Below are 25,699 nucleotides of genomic sequence, written 5' to 3' on the forward strand. Positions count from 1 at the left end.
TTACCGAAACGCCGGCACCACCTGTTCAATGAACAGCGCCAGGGATTTCTTCTTTTCTTCATGCGGCAGGCTGTTGTCGCACCAGAAGCTGAACTCGTCCACGCCCAGTTCCTGGTAGTAACGAATACGCTCGATCACTTCGCCTGGCGTGCCGATCATGGTGTTCTTGCGGATGTTCTCCAGCTGGAACTCGGGGCGCTCGGCGAACTTGGATTCCGGACTGGGCTGCAGGAAGCCATTGACTGGCGTTTCCTTGTTGCCAAACCAGGCGTCGAAGGTGCGATAAAAGCGCGAGATCGCGGTGGCGCCGACCTGCCAGCCCTCAGGGTCGCTTTCGGCATGCACGTGGGTGTGGCGCAGCACCATCAGCTGTGGCCGGGGCACTTGAGGATTGTTGGCCAGCGCGGCTTCGAACTTGTTCTTCAGGTCCACCACTTCTTCGTCGCCCTTCATCAGCGGGGTGACCATTACGTTGCAACCATGCTTGACCGCAAAGTTGTGGGAGTCCGGGTCCCGCGCGGCGATCCAGATCGGCGGGGTATTGATCGGCTTGGGCACACTGGTGGAAACGGGAAACTTCCAGATATCTCCGTCATGGGCATAGTCACCTTCCCACAGCTTGCGAACTACCGGGACCATTTCACGCAGAGCATTGCCGCCACTGGATGCAGGCATTCCGCCGGCCATTCGGTCGAACTCCACCTGGTAGGCACCCCGGGCCAAGCCTACTTCCATGCGGCCGTTGCTGATCACATCGAGCAAGGCACATTCACCGGCAACGCGAAGTGGATGCCAGAAGGGCGCGATGATTGTGCCAGCACCCAGGCGAATGCGAGTGGTGCGAGCGGCCAGGTAGGCCAACAATGGCATCGGGCTAGGGGAGATGGTGTATTCCATCGCGTGATGCTCCCCGATCCACACGGTGCTGAACCCACCGGCCTCAGCCATGAGGGTAAGCTCGGTCAGGTCCTCGAAGAGTTGGCGGTGACTGACCTGTTCATCCCAGCGCTCCATGTGTACGAACAGCGAAAATTTCATTTCGGCCTACCTGTGCTTGTTATGAATGCCGAAGCAGCGACAGGGCGCTGCCCTGTAGATCGAAACGGCCCTATATTGGTATACCGTAATACGAAAATTCGCAAGCGCTTTTGCATGTTCAGGCTGGCACGCGCTTCACGGCAGGTCAGAACAGGTCAGACTAGGAAACTGACTTTGAGGTTTTCTATGCCAGAAACCTTAGCCACTAGGGTTGAGGTTTTTGGAATACCATAATACGGTGTTTCAGTCGGAGGCTGCCCATGGGGCCTCCCGGTTTGGCTCCATACAACTACAACAACAGACAGACACGAGACCCCCGAATGTCGGATCACAACCGCTCTACCTTGATCGAAAACCACACGGTCGATCAGGTGCCCCTCAGCGACCGCCACGGCAATGTTCGCGATCTCTTCACGCTCTGGTTCAGCACCAATATCGCACCGCTGCCGATCGTAACGGGTGCCATGGTGATTCAGGTTTTCCACCTCAATCTCCTTTGGGGCTTGCTTGCCATCGTGCTGGGCAACGCGCTCGGAGGGGTGGTCATCGCGCTGGCATCCGCTCAGGGCCCGAGACTGGGCATTCCACAGATGGTACAAAGCCGCGGCCAGTTCGGCCGCTATGGCGCGTTGCTGATCGTAGGCTTCACGGCCCTGATCTATATAGGGTTTTTCATTTCCAATATCGTGTTGGCGGGAAAGTCGATTCACAGTCTGGCGCCAGTGGTGCCGCTTGAAAGCGGGATCCTGTTGGGTGCGTTGGCTGCGACCGTGATCGGCGTGCTGGGCTACCGCTTCATTCACGGCCTCAACAGGTTGGGCACCTGGGTGATGGGACTGGCATTGCTGGCGGGTTTCACCATGGTGCTCACGCAACCGTTGCCGGTCGACTTTCTCAGTCGTGGCGCTTTCAACCTCAGCGGCTTTATCGCCACAGTGTCCCTCGGGGTGATCTGGCAGATCAGTTTCTCCCCTTACACCAGTGACTACTCGCGCTACCTGCCGCCATCGGTGGGCGTATGGAAGCCATTTATCGCTACCTATCTGGGCGCGACCCTGGGCACCATCCTGTCGTTCAGCTTCGGCGCAATGGTGGTGCTGGCCAGCGCCCCGGGTACCGAAGCCATGCAGGCGGTAGAACAGGCTACCGGAGCGCTGGGCCCGGTCTTGATGCTGTTGTTCCTGCTCAACATCATCAGCCACAATGCCCTTAACCTTTACGGCGCGGTGTTGTCGATCATCACCTCGATCCAGACCTTCGCCGCCGGCTGGACGCCCACTGTCAAGGTGAAAGTGGCCTTATCGACTGGGGTACTTGCCGCCTGTTGTTCCATCGCACTTGGCGCGCCGGCAGACTTCATAAGCCGATTTATCGACTTGATCCTGGCGCTGCTGCTGATTCTGGTGCCATGGGCGTCCATCAACCTGATCGATTTCTACCTGATCAAGTACGGCTTCTACGATGTGCCTTCGTTGTTCCGTGGCGACGGTGGCCTGTACGGCCGCTTCGATGGTCACGCCATCGGAGCCTACGCCGTTGGCATCATGGCCCAGCTGCCGTTTGCCAACACGGCGTTGTTTGTCGGGCCTTACGCCAACCTGGTGCCTGGAGCGGACCTCTCATGGGTAGTAGGAATAGCGATCACCTGTCCTTTGTACTTCTGGCTCGCTTATGACCAAGCGGCAATCAAGGCGCGGCGAGTGCTCGCCCGCGCATAACAGCCAGGCTTGGTCGCGACGGTCGTGCTGCCTTGCATAAGGCTGGTCGCGAGCAAGCCCGGTCGCTACGCGACGGCCGAGGGCGTTATACCTTGCCGATGAACCACTCGATCACCTGCCATAGATGTTTTCACTGGGCAGGTGAATCTGGAGCTGGTCAGATGCGAATGAAAATGGGCGTTCTGGCCAGGGTTGGGCCATTCCCGATGGGCGCGGTTGATGCGACTCAGCCCTTTTTCAAATCCGAAGCTGCCCACTCCGTATACACACAGGCATCAGCAGCCGCCCAGCGTACACGGATGGCCTCCCCCGGAGTCAGGGCCATGCCGCAGGCGGACAGCGCTTTCACCGTAAGTGCGGCGCCGCTGGCGGTCACAGCCGAGCAGGTCTGGCTTTCACCCAGAAACAACACTTCGCTCACGATGGCCGGTACTTCGTTCCAACCCGGGGGCAAGGGGGAAGCGGCCGCCTCGACTTGGCTCAGGGCAAGTGCCTTTTCGGGTCGCACCATTAGCAGCACGGGTTGCTGGCTGCTCGTCTGGGCTTGCGGCCGGATGCTGATCGCCTGGCCTTCGAACACGGCACTGGCGTGACCGGTCGCAGTAGCCTGGAGGAAGTTCGAGTTGCCCAGGAAGGATGCAACGAATGCATTGGGCGGGTTCTGGTAAAGCTCCACGCCACTGCCCAGGCCTACCACCTTTCCGTGGCTGAAGATTGCGATGCGCTGAGACAGGCGCATAGCTTCTTCCTGATCGTGAGTCACATACACGATAGTGATGCCCAGTCGCCGGTGCAGTTGGCGCAACTCATCCTGCAAGTCTTCGCGCAGCTTCTTGTCCAGCGCGCCTAAAGGCTCGTCCATCAGCAGGATCCGCGGCTCGTAGACCAATGCCCGGGCAATCGCCACCCGTTGCTGCTGACCACCAGACAGCTGCCCTGGGCGGCGGTGGGCAAAGGCTTCAAGCTGAACCAGCTTGAGCATGGCATTTACACGCTTATCCCGCTCGGCCGCCGGTAGCTTGCGAATGGCCAGGGGGAAGGCGATATTGTCGCGCACCGACAGGTGTGGAAACAGCGAATACCGCTGGAACACCATGCCAATGTCACGCTTATGAGGCGGCACGTTCACCATTGAGCGGCCGGCGACGTCGATCTCTCCTGAACTGGGCGTTTCGAAGCCTGCAAGCATGGACAGCGTGGTGCTTTTGCCCGATCCGCTGGAACCCAGGAAGGTCAGGAATTCGCCATCTGCGATCTCCAGCGAGAGATTGTCCACAGCGGTGAAATTGCCATAGTGCTTGTTCAACTGGCGCAAGCTTACCAGCGTGGTGTGCGGCGTTGGCGTAAGAATGGCGTTCATTGCAACTCCAGAGCGCGGGCTTCGTTGCGGCGGCGCAGGCCGGTGGCGATAAGCATGACCAGAACCGACAGGCCAATCAGTAATGTCGAGGCGACAGCGATTACCGGAGTAAGGTCCTGGCGAAGGGTGGTCCACATTTTTACAGGTAATGTTTGAAGGGTAGGGCTGGCCATCATCACACTGAGCACTACCTCATCCCAAGACACCAGGAACGCGAACAGCCCGCCGGAGATCAGGCCCGGTCGAATGCCTGGAAACGTCACCTGCAGGATTGCCTGCAGTCGCGAGGCCCCACAGATCACCGCAGCGTCTTCAATGGCGCGGTCGAACAGTTTGAGCGAATTGATGATCGAGATGATGGTGAACGGCAGCGCAACGATCACATGGCTCACTACGAAGGAGAACAGTGTGCCGGTGAGCCCCAATTTGAGAAACAGCGCATAAACCGCCACCGCGATGATCACCAGCGGAACAATCATCGGCAGGGTGAACAGCGCATACAGTAACTCGCGCCCGATGAATCGTCCTCGCACCAGGGCGAAGGCCGTGGGTACTCCCAGCGCGACCGCACACACGGTGGTCAGCAATGCCACCTTGAGGCTCGACCAAGCCGCGCCCATCCACTCGGGATTGGCGAAGAACTGTGTGTACCATTTCAACGTCCACCCCGGCGGCGGAAATACCAGCCACTGGGAAGAGCCGAACGACAACAGCACGATGAACATCACCGGCAACAGCAGAAACAGCGCGATCACGCCGGTGGAGAGGTATAGGCCCCAGCGAAGGCGCGGGCCGATGGCGTTGGCAGTGAGCAACATGTGCATTACCTCCCGTTGACAGTACCCACCGGAGACTCCGGTTGCAGCTTGAGATAGACGTAGAACAGCACCAGCGTGATGACGACCAGCAGAGTCGCGGCAGCGCTGGCCAGACCCCAATTGAGGAAGGATTGCACCTGCTGCACAATGAACTCGGGCAGCATCATGTTTTGAGCACCGCCGAGCAGCGCCGGGGTCACGTAGTACCCTAGCGACATCACGAACACCATGAGCGCGCCGGAGAACAGCCCTGGCCTACACAGCGGCAGAAACACCCGGACAAAGGTGGTCCAGGGGGAGGCACCGCAAATGGCGCCCGCCTGGATGACCATGGGGTCAATGGCCTGCATCGTGGCTTGCAGCGGTAGCACGATGAACGGAATCATGATGTAGGTCATCCCGATTACGACGCCGGTGAGGTTATGCACCATTTCCAGGGGCTGGTCGATGACGCCCAGCGCCATCAGCGCCTTGTTGACCACCCCCGAGGCTTGCAGTAGAACCAGCCAGGCGTAGGTGCGTGCCAGCAAGCTGGTCCACATCGATAGCAGTACCACGTTCAGTAGCCAGCGGCCCCACCCCCGTGGCGCCAGGGTAATCACCCACGCAAGCGGAAAACCCAGCAGCAGGCTGAACAGGGTTACCAGGCCGGCCACGGAGAACGTATTGAGCAGCACTCTGGCGTAGGCCGAGTTGGCGAACAGTTGCTCGTAATTTCCCAGCCCCGGCACAGGCTCAAGCACCCCGCGCAACAGCAGGCCGACCAGGGGCGCGAAGAAAAATAGCCCCAGGAAGGCCAGGGCCGGGAGTAGGTTCCCGCTTCCTCGCCATGCTCGCTCACCCGTGCTTCCACGACCGGAAGCATGGGTGACAGCAGTTGAAACGGGCGAAGGGGCGGCAGTTTGTAGCTTCACTTGACCAGCCATTCGTTCCACCGTGTAGCGATAGCCGGGCCGTTCTTGGCCCAGTATGCGTAGTCGAGGGTGATTTGGTCCTTGGCGTAGGCGGTGGGCAGATTACGCGCCAGCGTCGAATCCAGGCGCGCAATGCTGTCGTTGTTCACCGGGGCGTAGGCGGTAAGGTTGGAAAAATCCGCCTGCCCCTTGGCACTGCTGGCCGCCGCGAGGAAGCGCATGGCGGCATCCTTGTTCTTCGAGCCTTTGGGGATGACGAGAAAGTCTGCCATGACCAGGTTCTGCTTCCAGCTCACCCCAACCGGCGCGCCATCTTCCTGCAGGGCATAGAGGCGGCCGTTCCAGAACTGCCCCAGCGTGGCCTCTCCTGAGGCCAGCAGTTGTTGGGACTGCGCGCCGCCGCCCCACCACACGATGCTGGATTTGATGGTGTCGAGTTTTTTGAAGGCGCGGTCCAGGTCCAATGGGTAGAGTTTGTCCGGTGTTACGCCGTCGGCCAGTAGTGCCAGTTCGAGCACGCCGGGGCTTGGCCATTTGTAGAGGGCGCGCTTGCCAGGATAACTCGCCGTGTCGAAGAGGGCAGTCCAGTCCTGGGGCGGCTTGTTGCCCGCCTTGCCTTGGTTGTAACCGAGCACGAAAGAAAAATAGAACGAGCCTACGCCGTTGTCGGACACAAAGCGCGGGTCCAGCGTGTCCCGCTTGATCACCGAGAAGTCCAGCGGTTCCAGCAACCCTTCGGCGGCGGCGCGCAGGGCGAAATCGGCTTCTACGTCCACGACGTCCCACTGCACGTTGCCGCTTTCAACCATGGCTTTGAGCTTGCCATAGTCGGTGGGCCCGTCCATCACCACCTTCACTCCACTGGCCTTGCTGAAGGGGGTCGCCCAGGCATCGCGCTGGGCGTCCTGGGTCGTGCCGCCCCAGCTGACGAAACTCAAGGGTACGTCGGCGTTGCAGGTCGCGCTGCCGAGCGTCAGCAGCCCGGCAATGCATGCCGCGATCGTCTGTTTCTTGAACACCATAATGTCGCCCTCGCTTGTTGTGTTTATGCGGGCTATGTGGCGCCCGCGTGTATTCGGGAGCAGTGGTCCAGTGGACATGAAAGGAGACCGGACCGAGCATCAGTTATGAGTATGAACGCGATGCCCTGATCAATTTGGTCTGGAATATCATATTATGGTATTCCAAGATTTGCGCAAGGTCTTCCTTGCGCGGGTCAGTACGGATGGGACTCACACAGGCTCGAAAGGGAGGTTTTCTACCACCTCCAGGTCATACCCGGCGAGACCGTTGTACTTGATGGGGGGACCCAGGTGCCGGATTTTGCCCACACCGAGGTCTTGCAAAATCTGCGCCCCAGTACCCGTTTCCGAGTAGGTGCGTGTCGACCCCGGGGTAAAGCGCTTGGGCGCGCGCGTCAGCTGGGGTATTCGCTCAAGCAAAGCCTGGGAAGACTCGTGGTGAGCGAGAATCACCACCACGCCTTGGCCCGCTTCAGCCACTTTCTGCAGAGCCGCCCAGAGGGTCCAGTTGGGAGGGCCGGTATACTCGGCGCCCACCAGGTCGCGCAACGGATCAATGGCATGCACGCGCACGAGCGTGGGCTGGGTGCGCAGAGGCTGGCCCATCACCATGGCCATGTGAACGCCACCTGTGATGCGATCCTCGTAGGTGAGCAGACGGAAGGTACCGTGCACAGTGGGCAGTTCACGTTCGCCGATGCGCTGCACGGTGTGCTCGGTGCTCAAGCGGTAATGAATCAGGTCGGCGATGGTGCCGATACGAATGTCATGCTTTTTTGCGAAGGCTTCCAGGTCAGGCCGGCGAGCCATGCTGCCGTCATCGTTCATGACTTCCACGATCACCGAGGCCGGGGTGAACCCCGCCATGCGTGCCAGATCGCATCCGGCCTCGGTGTGACCGGCGCGGGTGAGCACACCGCCATCTCGGGCCCGCACCGGGAAAATATGACCGGGTTGCACAATGTCTTTAGCCAGTGAATCGGGATGGACTGCAACGGCCACGGTGTGGGCGCGGTCCGCGGCGGAAATACCCGTGGATACCCCGGTCGCCGCTTCGATGGACACCGTAAAGGCGGTACTGAAACCGCTGCCGTTGGTAGGTACCATTTGCTCCAGCCCGAGGCGCTGACAGTGCTCGTCGGTGAGGGTAAGGCAGATCAGCCCCCGGGCTTCGCGGGCCATGAAATTGATGGCTGCCGCGTCGCAGCGATCTGCCGCCAACAGCAGGTCACCTTCGTTTTCCCGATCTTCGTCATCGACCATCAACACCATCTTGCCTTGGCGGTAGTCTTCAAGGATTGCTTCTATGCTGTCGAAGGGCATGGCACTCTCGGTACGTGTACTAATATAAGTTGGTATACCATAATACAGATTGATGACCATGAGGAGCACCGCATGAAAGGTTATTGGATCGCCCACGTTGACGTGACCGACCCGGAGCAATACGCCCAATACACCCGCCGCGCGCCAGAGGCCTTCGCACGTTATGGTGGACGCTTCCTGGCCCGTGGCGGGCGCTGCGAAGCCATGGAAAACGGCCCGGCCGCGCCCCGCAATGTGGTGATCGAGTTCGATTCCTACGAACAGGCCGTGGCCTGCTATAACTCGGCAGAGTACCAGGCGGCCGCGGCGCATCGGGAAGGGGCAGGGGTGGCCAGGATCGTCATCGTGGAGGGGGTTTGAGCGCTGGCTGATGGTTGAGTGTTTGTTCCCGGGATTAGAGGATGGCCGCCCCTGTCGGCCCATAGGCTCCAGGGAAACCCGGGAACATCACCCTCATTCACCGCACGAAATGCACCTGCCCATCTTCGTCATTGCCCATGTACAACCCGTAAACCCCGGCCGCGCGTTCGTGGATGTAGCGCTCCAGGATCTGCCGGATGGCAGGGTAGTAGATGTTATCCCAGGGGATGTCATCCGGGAGGAACAGGCGCCGGTCAAGCGATTCGCTGCCCCAGGTGTCTGCCATGCTCACCAGCGCCGCACGAAAGACAATGTACACCTCGCTGATGCGCGGTACGCTGAAGATAGAGTAGGGTGCAACGATACGGGCCTGTACGCCGGTTTCCTCCCACACCTCTCGTAGCGCGGCGTGTTCGGTGGTTTCGCCGGCTTCCATGAAGCCCGCAGGAAGGGTCCAGGTGCCCGGACGCGGAGCAATGGCGCGCTGGCTCAGCAGGTAGCGCCCCCCGTGCTCCACGATGCAGCCGGCGATGATTTTCGGGTTCACGTAGTGAATGAAACCGCAGCCGGCGCATAGCAGGCGCGGGTGCGTATCGCCAGGAGGGCAGCGCTGCTGAAGGTCGGCCCCGCCGCATTGCGAGCAATAGCGAGGCGCGGGCATGTCAGCGGCCTACCGCGGGTTGAGGCACGGGCAACGGTTCGCTCATGTCGCGCGGGCGGCTGTCGCCCTCCTGCTTCTGTCGCAGGTAATCGAGCGCCACTCGGGCGGCGGCATGAACGTGATCCACCGAAGCCTGGAAGGCCGCTTGCGGGTCACCGCTCTTGATCGCCTCAACCATGCGTTCCATCTCATGGTTGCTGGCGCCACGGCGGTTTTCCTGGGACACGGACGTTGCCCGCAGGTAGCTGATGCGCGCCTGCAGTTGGCGCAGCTGAGTAGCGGCCACCTGGTTGCCGCAGCCTTCCATGAGTACTTCATAGAAGCCTTGCACCGAATCCAGAACCTGAGCCAGCTCACCTTCTTCGAGTGCCTGACGGTTTACCGAAAGGGCCTTTTCCAGTGCGCGAATGTTCCTGGCCTTGGCGCGCAGGGTAAACAACTGCACGATCAAGCCCTCGAGCGCGGCGCGCAGTTCGTAGATGTCGCAGGCATCTTCCAGGGTGATGATCGCCACGCGAGGGCCCTTGGCGTCAGCAAACTCGACCAGGCCTTCGGATTCCAGGTGGCGCAGTGCTTCGCGCACGGACGTACGACTCACGCCGAGGCGATCGCACAGGTCGCGCTCCACCAGGCGGTCACCGGGCAGCAACTGAAAGTTCATGATGGCGCTACGAAGTTTGTCGAGCACGATCTCGCGCAGTGTCACGGGATTGCGATTGACCTTGAAGCTGTCGTCGAGTGGCGTGCGTTTCATAAGTGCTCTTGTAAACTCAGGTAAAGCGGAGAGAGTGCATATCTTTTCATTGGCAGGCCTGAACCTCAACAGTTGTCGACCCTGCGTACTCAGGCTAGGCAGCCGAGGGACGCGCCGCAAGCCCGCCCATTAGCGTATAGCGCACCTCCAGATAGTCCTCGAGGCCGTAGCGCGAGCCCTCGCGCCCTAGCCCTGACGTCTTGATTCCACCGAAGGGCGCCACTTCCGTGGAGATCAACCCCTCGTTGATGCCTACCATGCCGTACTCCAACGCCTCACTCATGCGAAACGCTCGCCCTAGGTCGCGGGTATAGCAGTAAGCAGCAAGGCCTGAATCCGTGTCGTTGGCAAGGGCAACCGCTTCTGGCTCATCGGTGAAGCGAAACACCGCGGCCAGTGGGCCGAAGGTTTCTTCACGGGCGACCCGCATCGCCGCCGTGGCCTCGCTTATCAAGGTAGGCTGGAAGAACCCATGACCCAGTGAATGCCGCTCGCCTCCCCTTAGTAGGCGTGCCCCGTGCTCCAGCGCGTCTGCAATGTGCTGTTCGGTCTTCACCACGGCCGCCTGGTTGATCAGCGGTCCTTGGGTAACCCCGGGCTGGGTGCCTTCGCCGACGACCAGCTCACCCATACATTCGGCGAGCCGGGCCACGAAACGGTCATGAATCCCGGCCTGCACCAGGAACCGATTCACGCACACGCAGGTCTGCCCAGCGTTGCGAAACTTCGCCAGCAACGCGCCCTCGACGGCGGCCTCCAGATCGGCGTCGTCAAAGACAATGAACGGGGCGTTCCCGCCCAGCTCCAGAGACAGCTTTTTCAAGGTTGGCGCACATTGGGCCATCAGGTGTTTGCCTACGGCGGTAGAGCCTGTGAACGACAACTTGCGCACCACCGGGCTAGCCGTCAATACCCCGCCAATGGCAATGGCATCGCCGGTGATCGCATTGATCACGCCCGGAGGTAGGCCGGCTTCCTCGGCCAAGGCCACCAAGGCGAGCGCTGTAAAGGGCGTGTCCGGTGCTGGCTTGAGGATGCAGGTGCAGCCCGCCGCCAGGGCAGGCGCCAGTTTGCGGGTAACCATCGCGGCGGGAAAATTCCAAGGGGTGATGGCCGCAACCACGCCTACCGGTGCCTTGGTCACCAAAATGCGCGCGTCCTCCTTATGACTCGGGATGATATCGCCGTACACCCGACGTGCTTCTTCGGCAAACCACTCTATGAAGCTGGCGGCATAGAGAATCTCGCTCCGAGCCTCGGCCAATGGCTTGCCTTGCTCTGCCACAAGAAGGGCGGCCAGCGGCTCCGTGTGCTCCAGCACCAGGGCGTGCCACCGCTTGAGAAGCGCGGCGCGGTCCCCGGCCTTCATGGCGCGCCAGGCGGGCAGGGCGGCCTCGGCGGCGCTGATCGCCTCCTGCGCTTGAGCTGCGCCGAACTCTGGTACATGGCCGACCACCGCACCGGTTGCTGGGTTATACACCGCCTGAGTAATCCCTGGCGCTGCATCACGCCAACGACCGGCAATGAACGCTTGCTCGCGAAAAAGCCTGATCATGCGCAGCTACCTCATGCTAACGGTTCAGCAGAACACCGGCAGGGCGCCCAGCTTTCCGCGGTGATAGATCATCGGCGTGACAGGTTCGGTGGGCAGGATCAGGTTCTTCACTTCCCCCACGATGATTGCGTGGTCTCCACCTTCGTATTCGCGCCACAGCTCGCACTCGATGATGGCCGTGGCGCCTTCGAGGATCGGATTGCCCAGGGCACTGAGTGTCCATGGCAGTTCGCGCGCCTTCTCCTTGCTTTTGCTGGCGAAGGCGAACGCCTGGGCCTGTTGTTCCCCAGACAGCAGATGGATCGCGAAACGCTTGCGTTCGATCAGCACAGGGTAGGTGTTGGAACTGTAGTTGGGGCAGAACAATACCAGCGCCGGCTCGAGCGAGAGGGCGCTGAAGGCGCTGGCGGTAATGCCTACCAGGTCACCTTCAGCGTCCAAAGTAGTGACTACGGTGACGCCGGACGGAAAGGAGGCCATCACCTCTTTGTATACTTGGGCTTCGATCATTGCCGCCTTACCTCTCAACGCATTACGAATGGGTCTGGCATGGGGGCCTGCGAAAGGTTGATCCATACCGTTTTCTGTTCTGTATACGCCAGCACCGAATCGATGCCGCTTTCCCGGCCGTAGCCACTGTTCTTGAAGCCGCCAATCGGGGCCATGGCCGATACCGCGCGGTAGGTGTTCACCCAGATGATCCCGCAGCGCACATCACGGACCAGGCGGTGGGCGCGGCCCAGGTCGCGGGTCCAGATGCCGGCAGCCAGGCCGTACTCCGAGTCGTTGGCCAGTTCGAGCGCCTCGGCTTCGGTGCTGAAACGGATCACCGAGGCCACCGGGCCAAAGACCTCTTCCTGCATGATTTTCATCGAGTGGCGGTCGCATTCGAACAAGGTGGGCTCGTAGTACCAGCCTTGGTTGTCCCCATCGGGGCGCTTGCCGCCCATGCGCAATACCGCGCCTTCGGCCACGGCTTCGCCCACCAGCCGCTCTACCACGCCCAGCTGTTGTGCGGTGGCCATGGGGCCCATCTCGGTGGCCTCCTCGCGGGGCGCGCCAATCCTGATGCGGCGGGCACGCTCGATGAGGCGTTCGACGAAGGTGTCGTAGATCTCGGCCTGCACCAGCAGGCGTGACCCGGCGACACAGCTTTGTCCGGAGGCGGCATAGATCCCGGCGACAACGCCATTGATGGCGCTGTCCAGGTCGGCGTCGGCGAAGATGATGTTGGGGGACTTGCCACCCAGTTCCAGCGACAGCTTGGCAAAGTTTTCGGCGGTGCCGCGTACCACATGGCGGGCAGTGGCCGCGCCGCCGGTGAACGCCACCTTTCGCACCAGTGGGTGACGCACTAGCGCGGCGCCGGTGCTGGGGCCGTAACCGGTGACTACGTTGACGACGCCTGGCGGGATGCCGGCTTCCAGCGCCAGTCGCGCCAGTTCGACGAGGGTGGTAGAGGCGTGCTCCGAGGGCTTGAGCACGATGGTGTTGCCCGCTGCCAGCGCCGGCGCCAGCTTGATGGCGGTAAGGTACAGGGGACTGTTCCAGGGAATGATCCCGGCGACTACCCCCAGGGGCTCGTGCACGGTGTAGGCGAAAAGGTCGGGCTTGTCGAGGGGCAGGGTGCCGCCTTCGAGCTTGTCGGCCAGGCCCGCCGTGTAATGGAAGAATTCAGGCAGATAGCCCACCTGCCCGCGGGTTTCGCGGATCAGCTTGCCGTTGTCGCGGCTTTCCAACTGTGCGAGGTGTTCCTTGTTCTCGGCGATCAGGTCACCGAGGCGGCGTAGCAATTTACCACGGGCAGTGGCAGTCAGCCCACGCCACTCCAGGCTGTCGAAGGCTGCTTGCGCAGCCTTCACGGCCACATCCACATCGGCTTCGTCGGCGTCGGGCAGCTCGGCCCAGGCCTGGCCCGTGGAGGGGTCGAGGCTCTGGAAGGTACGTCCTGAGCGGGCACTTTGCCAAGTGCCGCCGATACACATCTGAAAACGGACCAGAGTCATGCGACATTCCCCTCAGCCTGTACAGACAGGCGTTTGACGTTAGCCAGGAAGTCGACCAGCAGCTGGTTGACCAGTCTGGGCGATTCAACCGGCATCATGTGGCGTTGTTCGGCCAGGATGGAAACCTGCGCGCCGGGGATGCGTGCCGCGAGTTGCCGCGCCATTTCCGGCGTCGAGCCGGTGTCCAGTTCACCGGTGGCTACCAGCGTAGGCACCCTCAGCGCCGGCAGCTCGTCGGCTCGGTACATGTCCTGGGTCGCGAACAGGCTGTAAGTGGTCAGGTAGCCCAGAGGGTCGTTGCTGGCCAGGATCTGGCGGATGTTGTCCACCTGCGCATGGCTGGCAGCCAGATATTCGCGACTGAACCATCGGGCCAGCGCCGCCTCGACGTTGGCGTTGGGTCCGAACTCCGCAGCCTGGCGGGTACGCTCTACCACAGCGGCTCGTTGTTCGGGCGTGCGCGCGAAAACGCTATTGAGTACGACCAGCGATGCCAAACGCGTAGGGTGATGCAGCGCGAAGGCCCGAGCGACCAGCCCGCCCATGGAAAAGCCCACCACATGGGCGTTTTTGATACCCAGATGGTCCAGCAATTCGGCCAGTTGGTTGGCGTAGGCGTCGAGCCCGCTGTCCGGGCCAGGCATGGCGCTTTCACCGTGGCCGAGCATGTCATAGGTGATGACCCTGTAGTGTTCGGCCAGGCTTACAACCTGACCGCCCCACATGGCTTTATTCAAGCCAACACCGTGGATCAGCACCACGGGTTCGCCTTCCCCGGTCACCTGGAACGCAGTGCCCGCGGCTGTCCGCTGAGTGGCCTGACTGTCCATCACTGCTGTGCCTTTTCCGCAGCCAGTTCTTCAAGGTCCATGTAGCGATTGCCGATACGCGGATGTAGACGACCACCATCGGCTGCGCCTAGAACCACGACGATCTCGTCGGCGCGAGGGGCATCCTCAATCTTCATCTCCAAGGTGATGTAGTGGGAACGCAGCCCTTCATCATCCTTATGCATCATCGGGATCTGGATTGAAGTACCTGGCGCGCCGCGCTTGTTGGTGAAGCTCAGGTAGCTCTTGGCCTGTACTGCCTCGCGATAGTGATTGCCGAAACGCAGGGTATGAATCACTGCCGAGGCGTGTTCGATCTCGCCGTCCGCCCCCACGACCGCCGCCTTGCCGTAGGCTTCAATGCGCCCGGCACCGCCAATGGCAGCGACCAATTGCTCGACCATCAGCGCACCCAGGTCAGAGCAGTTGGCCTTGATCAAGGGCTTGAGGTCGTCAACGAAGGCGCCAACCCATGGGTTCTTGATGACCACGGCCAGTCCAACCATGGTCACCGGCTTATCGGCTGCCTTACCACCTTCGATAAAGGTTTGCTCGGTATACGTCACGATCTTGCGGATCTCGAAGCCCATGGGGTTCCCCTTATAGCCAGATGACTGATACGAGTGGTTTATCGTATTACGGTATACCAGATGTTAACGGAAAGCTATGCGTGTGCAAAGGGTTTATTCCCAGGCACGCGATGATTCCATACCGCCGCGATTGTCTTGCGGTTTCAAACCACAGATGAGTCACGTCTGGTGTTGTAGGCGCCTCCAAGCCTGACGAGGAGGCCCGCGCTGGGTCAGTTTCCCGCCGACCCTCGATCGGCCAGAGCAGAGCAAGATCATCGTCTGCTTGGCTTGATCAACATGCTTGGCTGGAAAGCGCAGCGGTGTACGGTTATCGCAAAACCTCGACGATCGACGTGGGTAGGTTGGACAGGCGGGTGAGTTCGAATCGGCGCATTGGCCTCTATAAAGGAAGGCCGCCTGCTCTCAAGGGGCGACTTCGCCAGTCCGTCGGTTGCGCAGCAGCGGCTAGCAGCGTCCTTGGCCCTGAGACCGATCAAACGGATCGGGATGGCTGGCGTTGCAGCAACTGACGAACGCCTTCCCATGCCTCGCCTGCCAGCGCTTGCGGATCTACCCCGACCAGTACCCCGTTATGCTTCACCAGCTTGCCGTTGGCGATAACGCTGGTCACCACGGCAGGCGACGCGGACTGGACAATCGAGTTCACCGGATCGATTACCGGGAACATACCGATATTCCGGGTGTTGACCATGATCAGATCCGCTTGCTTACCGACGGTGATCGAGCCGATCTTTTCCCCTAATCCCATGATGTCCGCAGCCCCTTGTGTCGCCCAATGAAGGACATCGCGGGCAGTCATCGCCTGCTCGTCACCGGTGGTGGCCAGCGCAAGGTTCAAACAGGTTTGCATGAGCATGAAGGGGTTCGCGTTGCCGCTGAGCACAAGGGTATCCACCCCAAGGCTTACCGGCACCTTTGCCCGATGAAGCGCTGCCACGGGTGGCAAGCCATAGCCGACGCGCATTTCGGTCAGCGGTGTAACACAGACCGATGCCCCGGATTCGCGAATGCTCGTCAAATCCTCTGGATCGGCATGGGTTGCATGCACCAGCTGCACTCGCGATGACAAAAGACCGCGACTCGCAAGTTGCTGAATGGCCTTTTGCTTCTGCATCTGTTTGGTTACAGCGACATGGGTGGAAATGGGCAGCGATTGCTTCGCTGCGAATTCGAACTCGGCTACCCATATGGGAACGTCGGTGCGCTCAGGGCCACGTACCGCCAATCCAAGATCGATTCGCCCCTGGGGCATGTTCTGGATTTGGGTGTGTACGCGCTGGATGTCGGCAAAATCCATGGGGGAGGCCGGGGGTAGATCCTGTGCATAGCCGTACCACAGGCGGGCGTTGATCCGCGATCCCGCCAAAGCTCGAAGTTCTGCCTGGGCATGTTCCGGGCTGCGGATATTATGTGACCAGCTATTGACCGTAGTGAACCCGGCATTGATCGCATCCGCGAGACCAAGTCGTACGCTCAACTCGGTCAGGGCTGGCGTAAATCGTTTGCTGAGGGTCTGCTGCGTTTCGAAGAACGCCGGGCCTCCCGGTACCGGTGCGCTGCTGCGCAAGAGGCTGTTCCAGAGGTGCCAATGGGTGTCGATCAGCCCAGGCAGAATAAGCATTCCCTGGCCATCCAGCACCTTCGCCCCAGTGGCCGACAGAGCCTTACCGATCTTGCGGATTATCCCGTTTTCAATAAGAACGTCAGCCTGGTCCAGTTCTCCCAGCGTAGGGTCCATGGTGATCAACTGGGCGTTCTTGATAAGCAGACTCGAGCTGTCCGAGGGCGAGGGCGAGGGCGACGCTGCCGCTGGAAGCATCAGTCCGGCGCCAATGGCCGAACCCAACTGGATAATCCGTCTGCGATACATGTCCGTCTTCCATTCCGTGGTCAGCACGAGGCACCGGTAGCCCGTCAGGGTTTGGGCAGCACCACGCGTACGACTTATCTTGGCCCATCGGAATTCTCGGTTTTCTTGCCAGGCGGTTTGAGAATTCGTTTCAAGATGCTTCCGGAGAAAGGAGGCCTCGCCTCGTTGTTCTGTGCCTTGACACCGCTGTTCGATACGCTGACCTAAGGGTCAGGGTAAACGAACAAGAGCTGAACTTACTCCGTATTGGCCCGACGATGCGGCGCCCAGTATCTGTCGACGTATTTCTGGATCTCCTGGCGCATGAAGCGGCCTGACTCACCGGCACGCTCCTCCCAGCCGAATACGCAGGAGGTGACTATGCCATCGAAGCCCGTCTTGGCCAGCGAAGCAAAGAACAGATCCCAATCGATCTCGCCCTGATACATATTCATGTGTTGATGCACGGTCACCTGGGCGCCCGGCGGGTTGACGATATAACGAAGGCCCGAAGATGCCTTGTGGTTCCAGGTATCGGCAATGTGTACGTGCCCGATGAGCGAGCCGGCCTAGGCTATCATCTGGGCCATGTCTTCGCCGAAATAGAAGGTGTGAGGCGCGCAGTAGAGAAACTTGACGTTGGCTGAACCGATGCTTTTCAGCATATCGATGGCCGGGTGCAGGGTCTCGCACCAGTCTTCCGGATGCGGCTCCATGTTCAGGGTGATGCCTTCGCGCTCGAAGATCGGCACCAGCTCTTCCATCGAGCGCCACCAGGCTGCTTCGCTGGATTCATGACTGTGGCTACCGCCGCAGCAACTCAATTTGTGGCCGCGTTCGGGCGAGGGACCGCGGCCGAATTCGGAGTTCATGGTATCGCAGCCCAGTTCAGTCGCCACGTGGATAGCTTCTTTCCAGTAATTGACCGCGGCTCGGCGCTCATCCTCGTGAGGGCTGGCCCAGCGGTACATGGCAGCAGCGAAGCCACCTGTAAGCCGTGGTCCTTGAGCGCCTTCTTGAATTCGCCAATGCGCTCGGGGTGCGCTCGGGGGCGCTTCCACCAAGGCAGGAAGTCTTCCCGGGGCGAGAGCTCGACGTACTCGAAACCCGACTCCGCTACCCGCCGACAGGTCTCAGTGAGACTCAGGTTGCGGTACATATAGGGATCGATGGCGATTTTCATGATATGACTCCTGGATGCAATAACGATGAAGAACAGAGGCAGGCGGGACGTCAACCGAGCTTGCGAAAATAGCGTTCGAGTGACTCTAGCGAATGGCCCTTGGTCTCCGGCAAATAGCGGAACACGAAGGTCAGGGCGACCAGTCCCAAGGCAAAGAACAGGAAGAAGGTGCTGGAGATGCTGAACCATGCCACGAGCTGCAGGAAGAAGAAGCCTACCAGGAAGTTGACCAGCCAAAGCACAAAGCCGGACATGCCCAGAGCGAAGCCGCGGATGCGCATGGGGAAGATTTCCGCCAGCATCAACCAGGTCACTGGCGAGATGGCGCCCTGCTGGAAGGCAAGGAAAGCCAAGGTCAGGGACAGGATGGCGAAACCGCGGGTGAGGCCTGGCTCGAGCACCAGGGACAGTATCCCGATCAGTAGCAGCGAAGCGGTAGTGCCGACCAGGCCGATCAACAGCATGGGGCGGCGGTTTACGCGACCGAGCAGCCAGATGCCGACGAAAGTAGCCACTACGGAGATAACGCCGTTGGCGACGTTGGCGATCAGCGAACGAGTACCAAGCGAGCGTGGCCGATGGGATCAATTCTATGCACAGTGGTTGGTGATGCTGACGAAAAGGAACCCAGCACCGGTATCCACCGCCGAATCGCTGGCTTGTCAGGCTGTGTTAGATGCCGCGCGCCGGAGTGCTTTATGCAGGCAGGCGGTGGTCATCGATACAACCGATTCGCTACTTGACTTCACGCACTACGGCTCGTGGTGAACTTTGATTCGAGAGGCTGCTTATATCCAGTGCCGAGAAATGGCCATATAAGACGTTCACTCAATATCCATATGGCCTAGAGGCTGAAAAAGGCTTTTACGATAGGTTCGCAGAACCCACTTCCGATGACAGTCTTGGTGGGAAAACCAGTCAAGTCCTGAAGCTACCCGCATTCGCTGGGGCTTGGGTCGCAAGGATCGAGCCTCCTGCAAGTCTTGCGCAATGCGCTTGGCCTGAAAGGTCCAATCAATCCGCGGCTCAACAGCGCTTTCAGGTTGCGTGATCGCGGCATGTCGATATGCCATGAACCGTTTGAGAAGGTTGCTGCAAGCAAGTTGTTGCTCAGTCATGCCCGTATCGCTTCTAATTCATAAAACGGTTGTGACGCGTTTCAAATTTGTGTGTAATCCGCGCACCTCTTCAAGGATGAAGGCTGATCGACTATGCAGTGTGCTAACTCGTCCTTGCAGATCTCTCATTTACGCCAGAGGACTGTGCGATGGGTTTTGCAAAAAGAGCCGGAGCTGTATTGCTCTCAGTGAGCATAGGTTTGTCATCCGGCTGTGCCACGTCGGGTAACGACTGGGCGAACAAGGAAAACATGGGCACCGTACTCGGCGGCGCGGCTGGCGTGCTGATCGGCAGCCGCATTGGCGCAGGAGGCGGGCGCACTGCAGCGATGTTGATCGGTGGCCTGGCAGGCGGATTGCTGGGCAAGGTGATCGGTGCAAAGCTGGACGAACGTGATCGCCTGGCCCTCGCTGCACAAACCCAGCAAGTGCTGAGTACCAACCCGGACGGTCAAGCCAGCAGCTGGACGTCCAGCCACAGTGGCAGCAGCGCGCAAATCACGCCAGTGAAAACCGAATCCGAAGCTCGCCAAGTGGCATAAAGCGCCTGCCGAAAATTCGGCCTGTCACTGACATGACGGTGCTGAACAAACCCTACCGGACCATCAAGTCGGCGAACCTGCGCAGCGCGCCGGACAGCAATGCCGAAAAAGTCGGAGGGCTGCCGCCCAGTTCGACGTTCACGGCCCTGGGTCGTACTCACAATGACTGGATCATGGTCGGCCGCCGTGGCGTTACCGTGGGCTATGTCTATGCCCCTCTGGTGGAGGCTATAGCGCCCAAGCCCATGAAGGCAGCGAGCGGTATCGTCTCCCAAGCCCCGGTCGATAGCGCCACCGACCTGGACAAGCTCGACGCTGCCAGCGCCGCTCGAGAAGGCGTGGATCTGGATGCCATTGATGCTAAACCGGTAGAAGACACCCTGACCGCACAAACCACCTGCCGGACCGTTGACTATGACGTCAAAGCCAAGGGGGGCGCCGCTGAAAAGCAAACGGTCAAGGCCTGTCAGGCGGGTGATGGCGCTTGGGAACTGATTTGATGAAAAACCTGAGCAAGCACCTGCCGTTGGCGCTCTTGACGTTGTCCGTCTGTGGAGGCGCTGAGGCCTCCGCCTATCGCCTGGCCTTCTCCAAGGGTGAAAACGTTGAAGTATTCGTTGATCACACCGACACCCAACCATGGTGCACGAACCCGTTGCCGCTTCGTTTTGTCTTCGCCGGAACGCCAGCCAACGATGCGGTAGCGCGCCTGTTGCCCAAGCTGGGTGGCCTGCTGGCCAGCCAATGTCCTGGTGCCTCCACGATAAACTGGCACAGTACCGACGCCAAGGGCCAGACCGCCGCAAACGGCACGGCCGCCAAGGAAGAGGGTTGGCTCAGTCATGCAGCCGGAATGCCGGCTCCGGTCGTGTCGGGCCCGGAAATGGCTGCGCCTGTGCAAACGCCAGCCCCTGCACCTACGCAGGCCGCTCCCGCTCCTGCGCCTGCTCAACCTGAAGCTCCAGCGCCCGCGGCAGCGGCCTCCGCTCCTGTTGCGCCACCTGCCGCTTCGGCTCAGGCGCCGCAGTCGTCTGAGCCGACTCCGTCTCGAGCACTAACCACCCCCCCACCGGTAACAGCGGTTTTTGCGGTGTCCGGCTGGACGCCTCCGGCCGAGACCGAAGCAATCAACGCCGCCGCCTTTTTCTTCCAGATCAAGGACCAGAACGGTTGTCTGTTCCGTACCACCTACAAGCCAGAGAGTGATGCGCAGTATGTGACGGCCCGGTCCACCGGCGTCGCTTGCGATCCAGATGGCTACGCTGCCGGCGAAGGGGTAGTGGTGCTGATGCGGGCCGATGGGGTGAAGTTGAAAGAATACGAAGGAAGCTTCCATCACGGCATCCCGTTCAACTACCAAGCGCCGGCGCTACCCATCGTGGGTTTCGACGACCAGAAAAGGGCCTTGATGTTGCTCGCCAGCGACCCGGCCAGCCGCACACTTTATCTGCTCAGAGCACCTTACAACTGGAGTGGCTATTGGGATACACGCAGCCCTGCGGTAGTGGCTGTGACTGAAAATCAAGAACTGTTCCGCCAGTTTGAATCCATTGAACCGACGGTATTCACTGCACTTGGTGCGCTGGATAAAATCCAGCCGAAGACATCAAGCGTCAACTTCATTGCTGTTCGGGATGTCCCCCAAGGTCTTATCAAGAATGACCGCGACGCCTGGCTTTATGAAGCACCCATCAGCCGCAACTGGCGCAGCAAGAGCTGGCAGTTCAATCCGCAGAATGCCAGTAACTATGTCTTCATGCATGAGGCGCAGCTGGTCGAGCAGAAACGTGCAGCCGACCGCCAGCGCCAGTACGAAGAGCAAAACAGGCGTGAGCAGGCCGGCTACCAGGCCCAGCGCCAACTCGAGCAATTCGCCAAACTCAAGACCGAAAGTCGCGACCCTAAATACATTCGGTCTCGCTTGCTCGCCGATGTCAGCTATGCACCGGTTTCTGGAGGACGCTATGCGCGTCTGCTGGCCGGCGGCAAAGCCGAGTACAGCCAGATCGTGCACATCGTCGGCAAGAAGGGAGAGGGTTGGGAAACCGATTACCCCTATGAGTCCCAGCTCAATATGGTCGGCGCCGGTCTCAAGCCGGAGAACGGCTGGTTCCTGGCCAAAGGCGAAGTCACCCTGGACCCGGTCAAGCGAGACGGTGAGGACTTGCCGCTCACCCTGGTGGCGGTCGCTTACCTACAAGCCTGCACTGAAAGCGGCTGCACCGATTTGCGGGACCCACTGAAGATCATGCGCATGCAGCTGGGTGACGACAGTTGGACGCCCGACGCAGCGCGCCAAGTCATCAAACAGGCCTGGCCTGATCGGAACATTCAGGGGGATGCGCCATGATTCAGAAAAAACTGCTTGTCCCGGCAACGGCGGTAGCCCTGCTCGCCGCCGGCTATTTCGGCTTGTGCGCCTATGCAAGCAAGCAGGCACAGAACCACTTGGATGACTTTGTATATGACAACCATCTCAATGGAAGCCTGAGCTGGGCGTCTGTGAGCTCTTCGCCACTAGGCGGCACGATTGTCATCAAGGACATTGAGCTGGGTGACGGCAAGGCAGGCGGTTTGCGTGCTGAAAGGGTGACCGTGACCGACCTGGTCAACAGTGACAGTCGTACCCGTGTGCACATCGAGGCCACCGGCATCCAGGCATCCAAGGGCTCGCTGCAAGGTTTGCAGCAACTCGGCGCGGTGGCCGGCATGATCGGCATGGGCGCTGGCTTGAGCGGCATGAGCAACTTCGGCCCGCTATTGAGCAGCGGTCGTAATGAGCTCAAACCTTTCGACGTGACATTGTCGCTGGACGTGGATGACGACGCCAGCCGGGCTACCGGTGAGGCATTGGTGGACATGCCAGATCTGTTCACCTTCACAGCCAGCTACCGTATGGATAATGTCAAAGACCTTCGCCGTACGGTCAGCGACTTGCAGCACGGCGATAAAATGGCCGCCTTTGAGTTGCTTGGCGGGGTAGCGCAAGGCTTGCAGAATGCATTTGCTTGGGCCGAGTTGAGCGAGTTCAAGGTCACCTTCAACGAGCAAGGTATGGTCAAACGTAGCGTATTGCTCGCAAAACGCTACGGCACGCCTCTGGACCCGACTGTCGGCAGCGCTGATCAACAGCGTCAGGCGTGGTTTGAATCAAGCCTGAAGAGCTGGCAAAAGGGCTGTGAAAGCAAAATGCGCGCCGATGCACCAATGCTCGTTGATAGCTGCGAGCTGTTGGTCAAGCTATTCAAAGGTAAGAACGACGGCGTTCAATTGAGTATCGACCCCAAGGCTCCCGTCCGGGTGGTCGACGTGATGAGTATCCTCGGTGGCGGCAATACCAGGCAGGTTCTGGTGCGGTTGAATCCGAAAGTGAACTCCCTGTAGGTTCGCCCCATGGTTCTCTCATGCCAACTTCGGAGCGTCGCATTTCAGTGTACTTTTGAACTATGAGTTCCGATGAGGCTTGGCAGATTTCTCGAAAAGCAGGGGCAAGCCCAGTTTGAAATACCCCGTGGCATAAAGGGCGGAGCCTTGTCACCTCGGCCCTTTGTAGCCAAGACTTCGCATCAGGTCGCGCGCCGTTTCGAAAAACAGGCTTTTGAAGCGTTCGGCGCTTTCAGCTGTCAGGCGACTGGCCGGCCCTGAAATGACGAGCGCGCCCATCAGCTCCCGCTGGGCGCCATAGATAGGAAGGGCGACCGAGGCTGCATGGGGGTCGGTGGCGCCGCAGGAATAATAGGGCCTTTCCAGGGCGATCCCCACCTCGAAAGGAGCACGCAGCGCCTGTGCGCCAGCGGCTTCGTCCATAGGGCGCATGTCGCCAGGTTGCATGTTTAACCGTAGGCGGTGAGGTGAGTTCACTCGGTATTGGCACATTCGATACGCGCCGTGCCGTACGTAGAATGACGCGGTTTCGCCGGTTTGTTCAGATAAATGATGAAGCCGCGGCATGACATGCCGCTCCAGGTCCAGAGCGTCTTGGTAAACGGCGTTGAGGCGCATCACTTCGCTCGCCAACTGGTAACGTCCGTCTGCCATTCGCGTCACGAAGCCATGATCTTCCAACGATACCATCAGCCTCATGATCGTACTTTTGATCAACCCGGTACGTTCGGCCAGCTCCACTAAGCTTAATGAAGTATCGCCGATCTGAAACGCGGAGAGCACGGTGAGCACACGATCCGCCGAAGCGACACCGTTTACCGCTGGGCGCGGCCGCGCTTTCAACATGGTGAAAACCTCGAATGAAGATGCTATAGACAAAGGAAACGCATTATCGACCAATGGCTTGGTCGGCGCCATCATTCACGGCAAGGCTTGTATGGAAACGAGCGGGGAGGGCACCAGCGACTCCCCGCCTGGGGTCAGACCGCTGCGCTACGCTCGCGCAGTTCGCTGTTGAGAATACGATCGTTTTCGCTATAGTCGACCGGACAGTCGATCACGTGAACGCCTGGAGTTCTGATGCAGTGTTCGAGCAGGGGCAGCAGGCTCTCGGCGCTTTCAACGCGATGGCCTTCGGCACCATAGGCCTGGGCGTATTTGACGAAGTCGGGGTTGCCGTAGTCCAGGCCAAAATCAGTGAAGCCCATGTTGGCCTGCTTCCAGCGGATCATCCCATAGCCATCGTCACGCAGGATCACCACGGTGATATGCATGCCCAGGCGTACCGCGGTTTCCAACTCTTGACTGTTCATCATGAAGCCACCGTCGCCGCAGACAGAGATGACCGGACGATCCGGATACACCAAATGTGCCGCCATGGCGGAGGGAAGGCCAGCGCCCATGGTGGCCAAGGCATTGTCGAGCAGAACCGTGTTCGGTTTGTGCGCCTTGTAGTTGCGCGCAAACCAGATCTTGTAGATTCCGTTGTCTAGGGCGACGATCCCTTCAGACGGCAGTACGCGGCGGATATCCGCTACCAGGCGCTGCGGATAGACGGGGAAGCGGTTGTCGCTGGCGCCCTCGGCAATCTGCGCTTCGTTCGCTTCGCGAATCATCATCAGGCGGCCAAAGTCCCAGTGCGAGGTCTCCGTCAGCGCTTCGCTGATCTGCCAGACGGCGTTGGCAATGTCGCCGATCACTTCTACTTGAGGAAAGTAAACGGCATCGACTTCGGCGGAGCGGAAGTTGATGTGGATGACTTCGGTACCACCACGCGCCATGAAGAAGGGCGGCTTCTCTATCACGTCATGGCCGATGTTGACGATCAGGTCCGCAGCCTCGACCGCACGATGAACGAAGTCACCGGACGACAGCGCCGCGTTGCCCAGGAAGCGCGGATGGCGTTCGTCGACCACCCCTTTGCCCATCTGGGTGGTAATGAAGGGAATGCCGGTCTTGTCGATCAGCTGCTTGAGTACCTTGGCAGTCATCTTGCGGTTGGCCCCGGCGCCGATCACCAGAATGGGATTACGGGCATGCTGGAGCTTGCGCACGGCAGCCTCCACAGCCTTGTGCTCGGCCAGCGGACGGCGGTGCAGGCTTGGCGGGATCGGCAACGAGTCGGTCTGTTCAGCGGCAATGTCTTCAGGCAACTCCAGATGCACGGCGCCGGGCTTTTCTTCTTCAGCCAGGCGGAAGGCTTCACGCATGCGGGCCGGAATGTTGTCTGCCGAGGCGAACTGGTGGGTGTATTTGGTGATCGGGGCCATCATCCCGCATACATCGATGATCTGGAAGCGGCCTTGCTTGGACTTCTTGATCGGCTTCTGGCCAGTGATCATCATCATCGGCATGCCGCCCAGGTAGGCGTAGGCGCTGGCAGTGACCAGGTTGGTGGCACCGGGGCCCAGGGTCGACAGGCTGACCCCGGTTTTGCCGGTCAGGCGTCCATAGGTCGCGGCCATGAAACCGGCTGATTGCTCGTGCCGCGTAAGCACCAGTTCGATCTTGGACTTGCGCAGAGACTCCAGCAGATCAAGGTTTTCTTCGCCGGGAATGCCGAACACATATTCGACCCCTTCGTTTTCCAGGCATTTAACAACCACATCGGCAGCTTTGGCCATCTTTCGTCTTCGCCTCTCTACTTCGGAATGTCAGGGTTCCGAATATC

23 protein-coding genes and 1 pseudogene are annotated in these 25,699 nt (G+C 60.0%); 6 read left to right on the forward strand and 18 right to left on the reverse strand.

Features of this window, described 5'->3' with window-relative positions; translation table 11 throughout:
* The gene (locus ACP691_RS18885) at positions 1-1,038 is read right to left on the reverse strand and encodes an LLM class flavin-dependent oxidoreductase (RefSeq protein ID WP_426153207.1); all 1,038 of its coding nucleotides are present in this window, start codon (positions 1,036-1,038) and stop codon (positions 1-3) included.
* 320 nt (positions 1,039-1,358) lie between these two features.
* Between ACP691_RS18885 and ACP691_RS18890 the strand changes: the two genes are divergently transcribed.
* On the forward strand, positions 1,359-2,756 hold the full coding sequence (locus ACP691_RS18890; RefSeq protein WP_426153205.1) for a purine-cytosine permease family protein: 1,398 nt from the start codon (positions 1,359-1,361) through the stop codon (positions 2,754-2,756).
* 226 nt (positions 2,757-2,982) lie between these two features.
* Here the strand turns inward: ACP691_RS18890 and ACP691_RS18895 are convergent, their stop codons facing one another.
* The 5 genes from ACP691_RS18895 to ribBA form a co-directional block, all read right to left on the reverse strand.
* On the reverse strand, positions 2,983-4,116 hold the full coding sequence (locus ACP691_RS18895; protein WP_426153203.1) for an ABC transporter ATP-binding protein: 1,134 nt from the start codon (positions 4,114-4,116) through the stop codon (positions 2,983-2,985).
* On the reverse strand, positions 4,113-4,934 hold the full coding sequence (locus ACP691_RS18900) for an ABC transporter permease (RefSeq protein ID WP_426153201.1): 822 nt from the start codon (positions 4,932-4,934) through the stop codon (positions 4,113-4,115). The genes ACP691_RS18895 and ACP691_RS18900 overlap by 4 nt, the downstream gene beginning before the upstream one ends.
* 5 nt (positions 4,935-4,939) lie before the next feature.
* Positions 4,940-5,860 (reverse strand): ABC transporter permease, encoded by a 921-nt coding sequence (locus tag ACP691_RS18905; RefSeq protein WP_426153199.1) that lies wholly within the window; start codon positions 5,858-5,860, stop codon positions 4,940-4,942.
* Positions 5,845-6,870 (reverse strand): ABC transporter substrate-binding protein, encoded by a 1,026-nt coding sequence (locus ACP691_RS18910; protein WP_426153197.1) that lies wholly within the window; start codon positions 6,868-6,870, stop codon positions 5,845-5,847. The genes ACP691_RS18905 and ACP691_RS18910 overlap by 16 nt, the downstream gene beginning before the upstream one ends.
* 210 nt (positions 6,871-7,080) lie before the next feature.
* A complete protein-coding gene (ribBA, locus tag ACP691_RS18915) occupies positions 7,081-8,193 on the reverse strand; it encodes a bifunctional 3,4-dihydroxy-2-butanone-4-phosphate synthase/GTP cyclohydrolase II (protein WP_426153195.1) in 1,113 nt (370 codons plus the stop codon).
* A 72-nt stretch (positions 8,194-8,265) separates the two neighbouring features.
* Here ribBA and ACP691_RS18920 point away from each other — a divergent pair, with 72 nt between their 5' ends.
* Positions 8,266-8,553 carry a DUF1330 domain-containing protein gene (locus tag ACP691_RS18920; protein WP_426153193.1) on the forward strand — a complete coding sequence of 96 codons (288 nt, stop codon included), beginning with the start codon at positions 8,266-8,268 and terminating at the stop codon, positions 8,551-8,553.
* Positions 8,554-8,650: 97 nt separating this feature from the next.
* Here ACP691_RS18920 and ACP691_RS18925 read toward each other — a convergent pair whose 3' ends face one another.
* The 10 genes and pseudogenes from ACP691_RS18925 to ACP691_RS18970 all read right to left on the reverse strand — a co-directional run bounded on the left by ACP691_RS18925 (position 8,651) and on the right by ACP691_RS18970 (position 18,535).
* Positions 8,651-9,214, reverse strand: a complete 564-nt coding sequence (locus ACP691_RS18925; RefSeq protein WP_426153191.1) for an NUDIX hydrolase — start codon at positions 9,212-9,214, stop codon at positions 8,651-8,653.
* 1 nt (position 9,215) lies between these two features.
* Positions 9,216-9,968 carry a GntR family transcriptional regulator gene (locus tag ACP691_RS18930; protein ID WP_426153189.1) on the reverse strand — a complete coding sequence of 251 codons (753 nt, stop codon included), beginning with the start codon at positions 9,966-9,968 and terminating at the stop codon, positions 9,216-9,218.
* Positions 9,969-10,062: 94 nt separating this feature from the next.
* Positions 10,063-11,523: an NAD-dependent succinate-semialdehyde dehydrogenase gene (locus tag ACP691_RS18935; RefSeq protein ID WP_426153187.1), complete on the reverse strand. Its 1,461-nt coding sequence runs from the start codon at positions 11,521-11,523 to the stop codon at positions 10,063-10,065.
* Between the two features lie 24 nt (positions 11,524-11,547).
* Entirely contained in the window at positions 11,548-12,033 is a 486-nt protein-coding gene (locus tag ACP691_RS18940; protein WP_426153185.1) for a flavin reductase family protein, read from the reverse strand.
* A gap of 14 nt (positions 12,034-12,047) precedes the next feature.
* Entirely contained in the window at positions 12,048-13,529 is a 1,482-nt protein-coding gene (locus tag ACP691_RS18945; RefSeq protein WP_426153183.1) for an aldehyde dehydrogenase, read from the reverse strand.
* Positions 13,526-14,359 (reverse strand): alpha/beta fold hydrolase, encoded by an 834-nt coding sequence (locus tag ACP691_RS18950; RefSeq protein WP_426153181.1) that lies wholly within the window; start codon positions 14,357-14,359, stop codon positions 13,526-13,528. The genes ACP691_RS18945 and ACP691_RS18950 overlap by 4 nt, the downstream gene beginning before the upstream one ends.
* Positions 14,359-14,949, reverse strand: a complete 591-nt coding sequence (locus tag ACP691_RS18955) for an amino acid synthesis family protein (protein WP_426153179.1) — start codon at positions 14,947-14,949, stop codon at positions 14,359-14,361. The genes ACP691_RS18950 and ACP691_RS18955 overlap by 1 nt, the downstream gene beginning before the upstream one ends.
* A gap of 475 nt (positions 14,950-15,424) precedes the next feature.
* A complete protein-coding gene (locus ACP691_RS18960; protein WP_426199755.1) occupies positions 15,425-16,690 on the reverse strand; it encodes an amidohydrolase family protein in 1,266 nt (421 codons plus the stop codon).
* 368 nt (positions 16,691-17,058) lie between these two features.
* Positions 17,059-17,984 (reverse strand): annotated as a pseudogene (locus ACP691_RS18965) (sugar phosphate isomerase/epimerase family protein).
* Between the two features lie 50 nt (positions 17,985-18,034).
* A complete protein-coding gene (locus tag ACP691_RS18970) occupies positions 18,035-18,535 on the reverse strand; it encodes an MFS transporter (RefSeq protein WP_426199757.1) in 501 nt (166 codons plus the stop codon).
* Positions 18,536-19,353: 818 nt separating this feature from the next.
* Here ACP691_RS18970 and ACP691_RS18975 point away from each other — a divergent pair.
* From ACP691_RS18975 to ACP691_RS18990, 4 genes are all read left to right on the forward strand, one after another.
* Positions 19,354-19,644, forward strand: a complete 291-nt coding sequence (locus tag ACP691_RS18975) for a glycine zipper domain-containing protein (protein WP_426153175.1) — start codon at positions 19,354-19,356, stop codon at positions 19,642-19,644.
* Between the two features lie 32 nt (positions 19,645-19,676).
* Entirely contained in the window at positions 19,677-20,144 is a 468-nt protein-coding gene (locus ACP691_RS18980) for an SH3 domain-containing protein (RefSeq protein ID WP_426153173.1), read from the forward strand.
* Complete coding sequence (locus tag ACP691_RS18985; RefSeq protein ID WP_426153171.1) at positions 20,144-21,994, forward strand: hypothetical protein; 1,851 nt, start codon at positions 20,144-20,146, stop codon at positions 21,992-21,994. The genes ACP691_RS18980 and ACP691_RS18985 overlap by 1 nt, the downstream gene beginning before the upstream one ends.
* 245 nt (positions 21,995-22,239) lie before the next feature.
* Entirely contained in the window at positions 22,240-23,028 is a 789-nt protein-coding gene (locus ACP691_RS18990) for a hypothetical protein (protein WP_426199751.1), read from the forward strand.
* A gap of 150 nt (positions 23,029-23,178) precedes the next feature.
* On the opposite strand, the gene ACP691_RS18995 is transcribed toward ACP691_RS18990, so the two are convergent.
* Both ACP691_RS18995 and ACP691_RS19000 read right to left on the reverse strand, forming a co-directional pair.
* On the reverse strand, positions 23,179-23,874 hold the full coding sequence (locus tag ACP691_RS18995) for an IclR family transcriptional regulator (protein WP_426153316.1): 696 nt from the start codon (positions 23,872-23,874) through the stop codon (positions 23,179-23,181).
* 134 nt (positions 23,875-24,008) lie between these two features.
* Entirely contained in the window at positions 24,009-25,652 is a 1,644-nt protein-coding gene (locus tag ACP691_RS19000) for an acetolactate synthase large subunit (RefSeq protein WP_426153167.1), read from the reverse strand.
* Positions 25,653-25,699: the final 47 nt, after the last annotated feature.

It is taken from the genome of Pseudomonas sp. DC3200b2 (assembly GCF_049895785.1).
In the GTDB taxonomy this organism is placed as follows: Bacteria; Pseudomonadota; Gammaproteobacteria; order Pseudomonadales; family Pseudomonadaceae; genus Aquipseudomonas; species Aquipseudomonas massiliensis.

Excerpts from the sequence above, each read along its gene's own strand:
- ACP691_RS18885 (WP_426153207.1), bottom strand. The coding sequence starts at position 1,038 with ATGAAATTTTCGCTGTTCGTACACATGGAGCGCTGGGATGAACAGGTC.
- ACP691_RS18890 (WP_426153205.1), top strand. The coding sequence starts at position 1,359 with ATGTCGGATCACAACCGCTCTACCTTGATCGAAAACCACACGGTCGAT.
- ACP691_RS18895 (WP_426153203.1), bottom strand. The coding sequence starts at position 4,116 with ATGAACGCCATTCTTACGCCAACGCCGCACACCACGCTGGTAAGCTTG.
- ACP691_RS18900 (WP_426153201.1), bottom strand. The coding sequence starts at position 4,934 with ATGTTGCTCACTGCCAACGCCATCGGCCCGCGCCTTCGCTGGGGCCTA.
- ACP691_RS18905 (WP_426153199.1), bottom strand. The coding sequence starts at position 5,860 with ATGGCTGGTCAAGTGAAGCTACAAACTGCCGCCCCTTCGCCCGTTTCA.
- ACP691_RS18910 (WP_426153197.1), bottom strand. The coding sequence starts at position 6,870 with ATGGTGTTCAAGAAACAGACGATCGCGGCATGCATTGCCGGGCTGCTG.
- ribBA (WP_426153195.1), bottom strand. The coding sequence starts at position 8,193 with ATGCCCTTCGACAGCATAGAAGCAATCCTTGAAGACTACCGCCAAGGC.
- ACP691_RS18920 (WP_426153193.1), top strand. The coding sequence starts at position 8,266 with ATGAAAGGTTATTGGATCGCCCACGTTGACGTGACCGACCCGGAGCAA.
- ACP691_RS18925 (WP_426153191.1), bottom strand. The coding sequence starts at position 9,214 with ATGCCCGCGCCTCGCTATTGCTCGCAATGCGGCGGGGCCGACCTTCAG.
- ACP691_RS18930 (WP_426153189.1), bottom strand. The coding sequence starts at position 9,968 with ATGAAACGCACGCCACTCGACGACAGCTTCAAGGTCAATCGCAATCCC.
- ACP691_RS18935 (WP_426153187.1), bottom strand. The coding sequence starts at position 11,523 with ATGATCAGGCTTTTTCGCGAGCAAGCGTTCATTGCCGGTCGTTGGCGT.
- ACP691_RS18940 (WP_426153185.1), bottom strand. The coding sequence starts at position 12,033 with ATGATCGAAGCCCAAGTATACAAAGAGGTGATGGCCTCCTTTCCGTCC.
- ACP691_RS18945 (WP_426153183.1), bottom strand. The coding sequence starts at position 13,529 with ATGACTCTGGTCCGTTTTCAGATGTGTATCGGCGGCACTTGGCAAAGT.
- ACP691_RS18950 (WP_426153181.1), bottom strand. The coding sequence starts at position 14,359 with ATGGACAGTCAGGCCACTCAGCGGACAGCCGCGGGCACTGCGTTCCAG.
- ACP691_RS18955 (WP_426153179.1), bottom strand. The coding sequence starts at position 14,949 with ATGGGCTTCGAGATCCGCAAGATCGTGACGTATACCGAGCAAACCTTT.
- ACP691_RS18960 (WP_426199755.1), bottom strand. The coding sequence starts at position 16,690 with ATGGACCCTACGCTGGGAGAACTGGACCAGGCTGACGTTCTTATTGAA.
- ACP691_RS18975 (WP_426153175.1), top strand. The coding sequence starts at position 19,354 with ATGGGCACCGTACTCGGCGGCGCGGCTGGCGTGCTGATCGGCAGCCGC.
- ACP691_RS18980 (WP_426153173.1), top strand. The coding sequence starts at position 19,677 with ATGACGGTGCTGAACAAACCCTACCGGACCATCAAGTCGGCGAACCTG.
- ACP691_RS18985 (WP_426153171.1), top strand. The coding sequence starts at position 20,144 with ATGAAAAACCTGAGCAAGCACCTGCCGTTGGCGCTCTTGACGTTGTCC.
- ACP691_RS18995 (WP_426153316.1), bottom strand. The coding sequence starts at position 23,874 with ATGTTGAAAGCGCGGCCGCGCCCAGCGGTAAACGGTGTCGCTTCGGCG.
- ACP691_RS19000 (WP_426153167.1), bottom strand. The coding sequence starts at position 25,652 with ATGGCCAAAGCTGCCGATGTGGTTGTTAAATGCCTGGAAAACGAAGGG.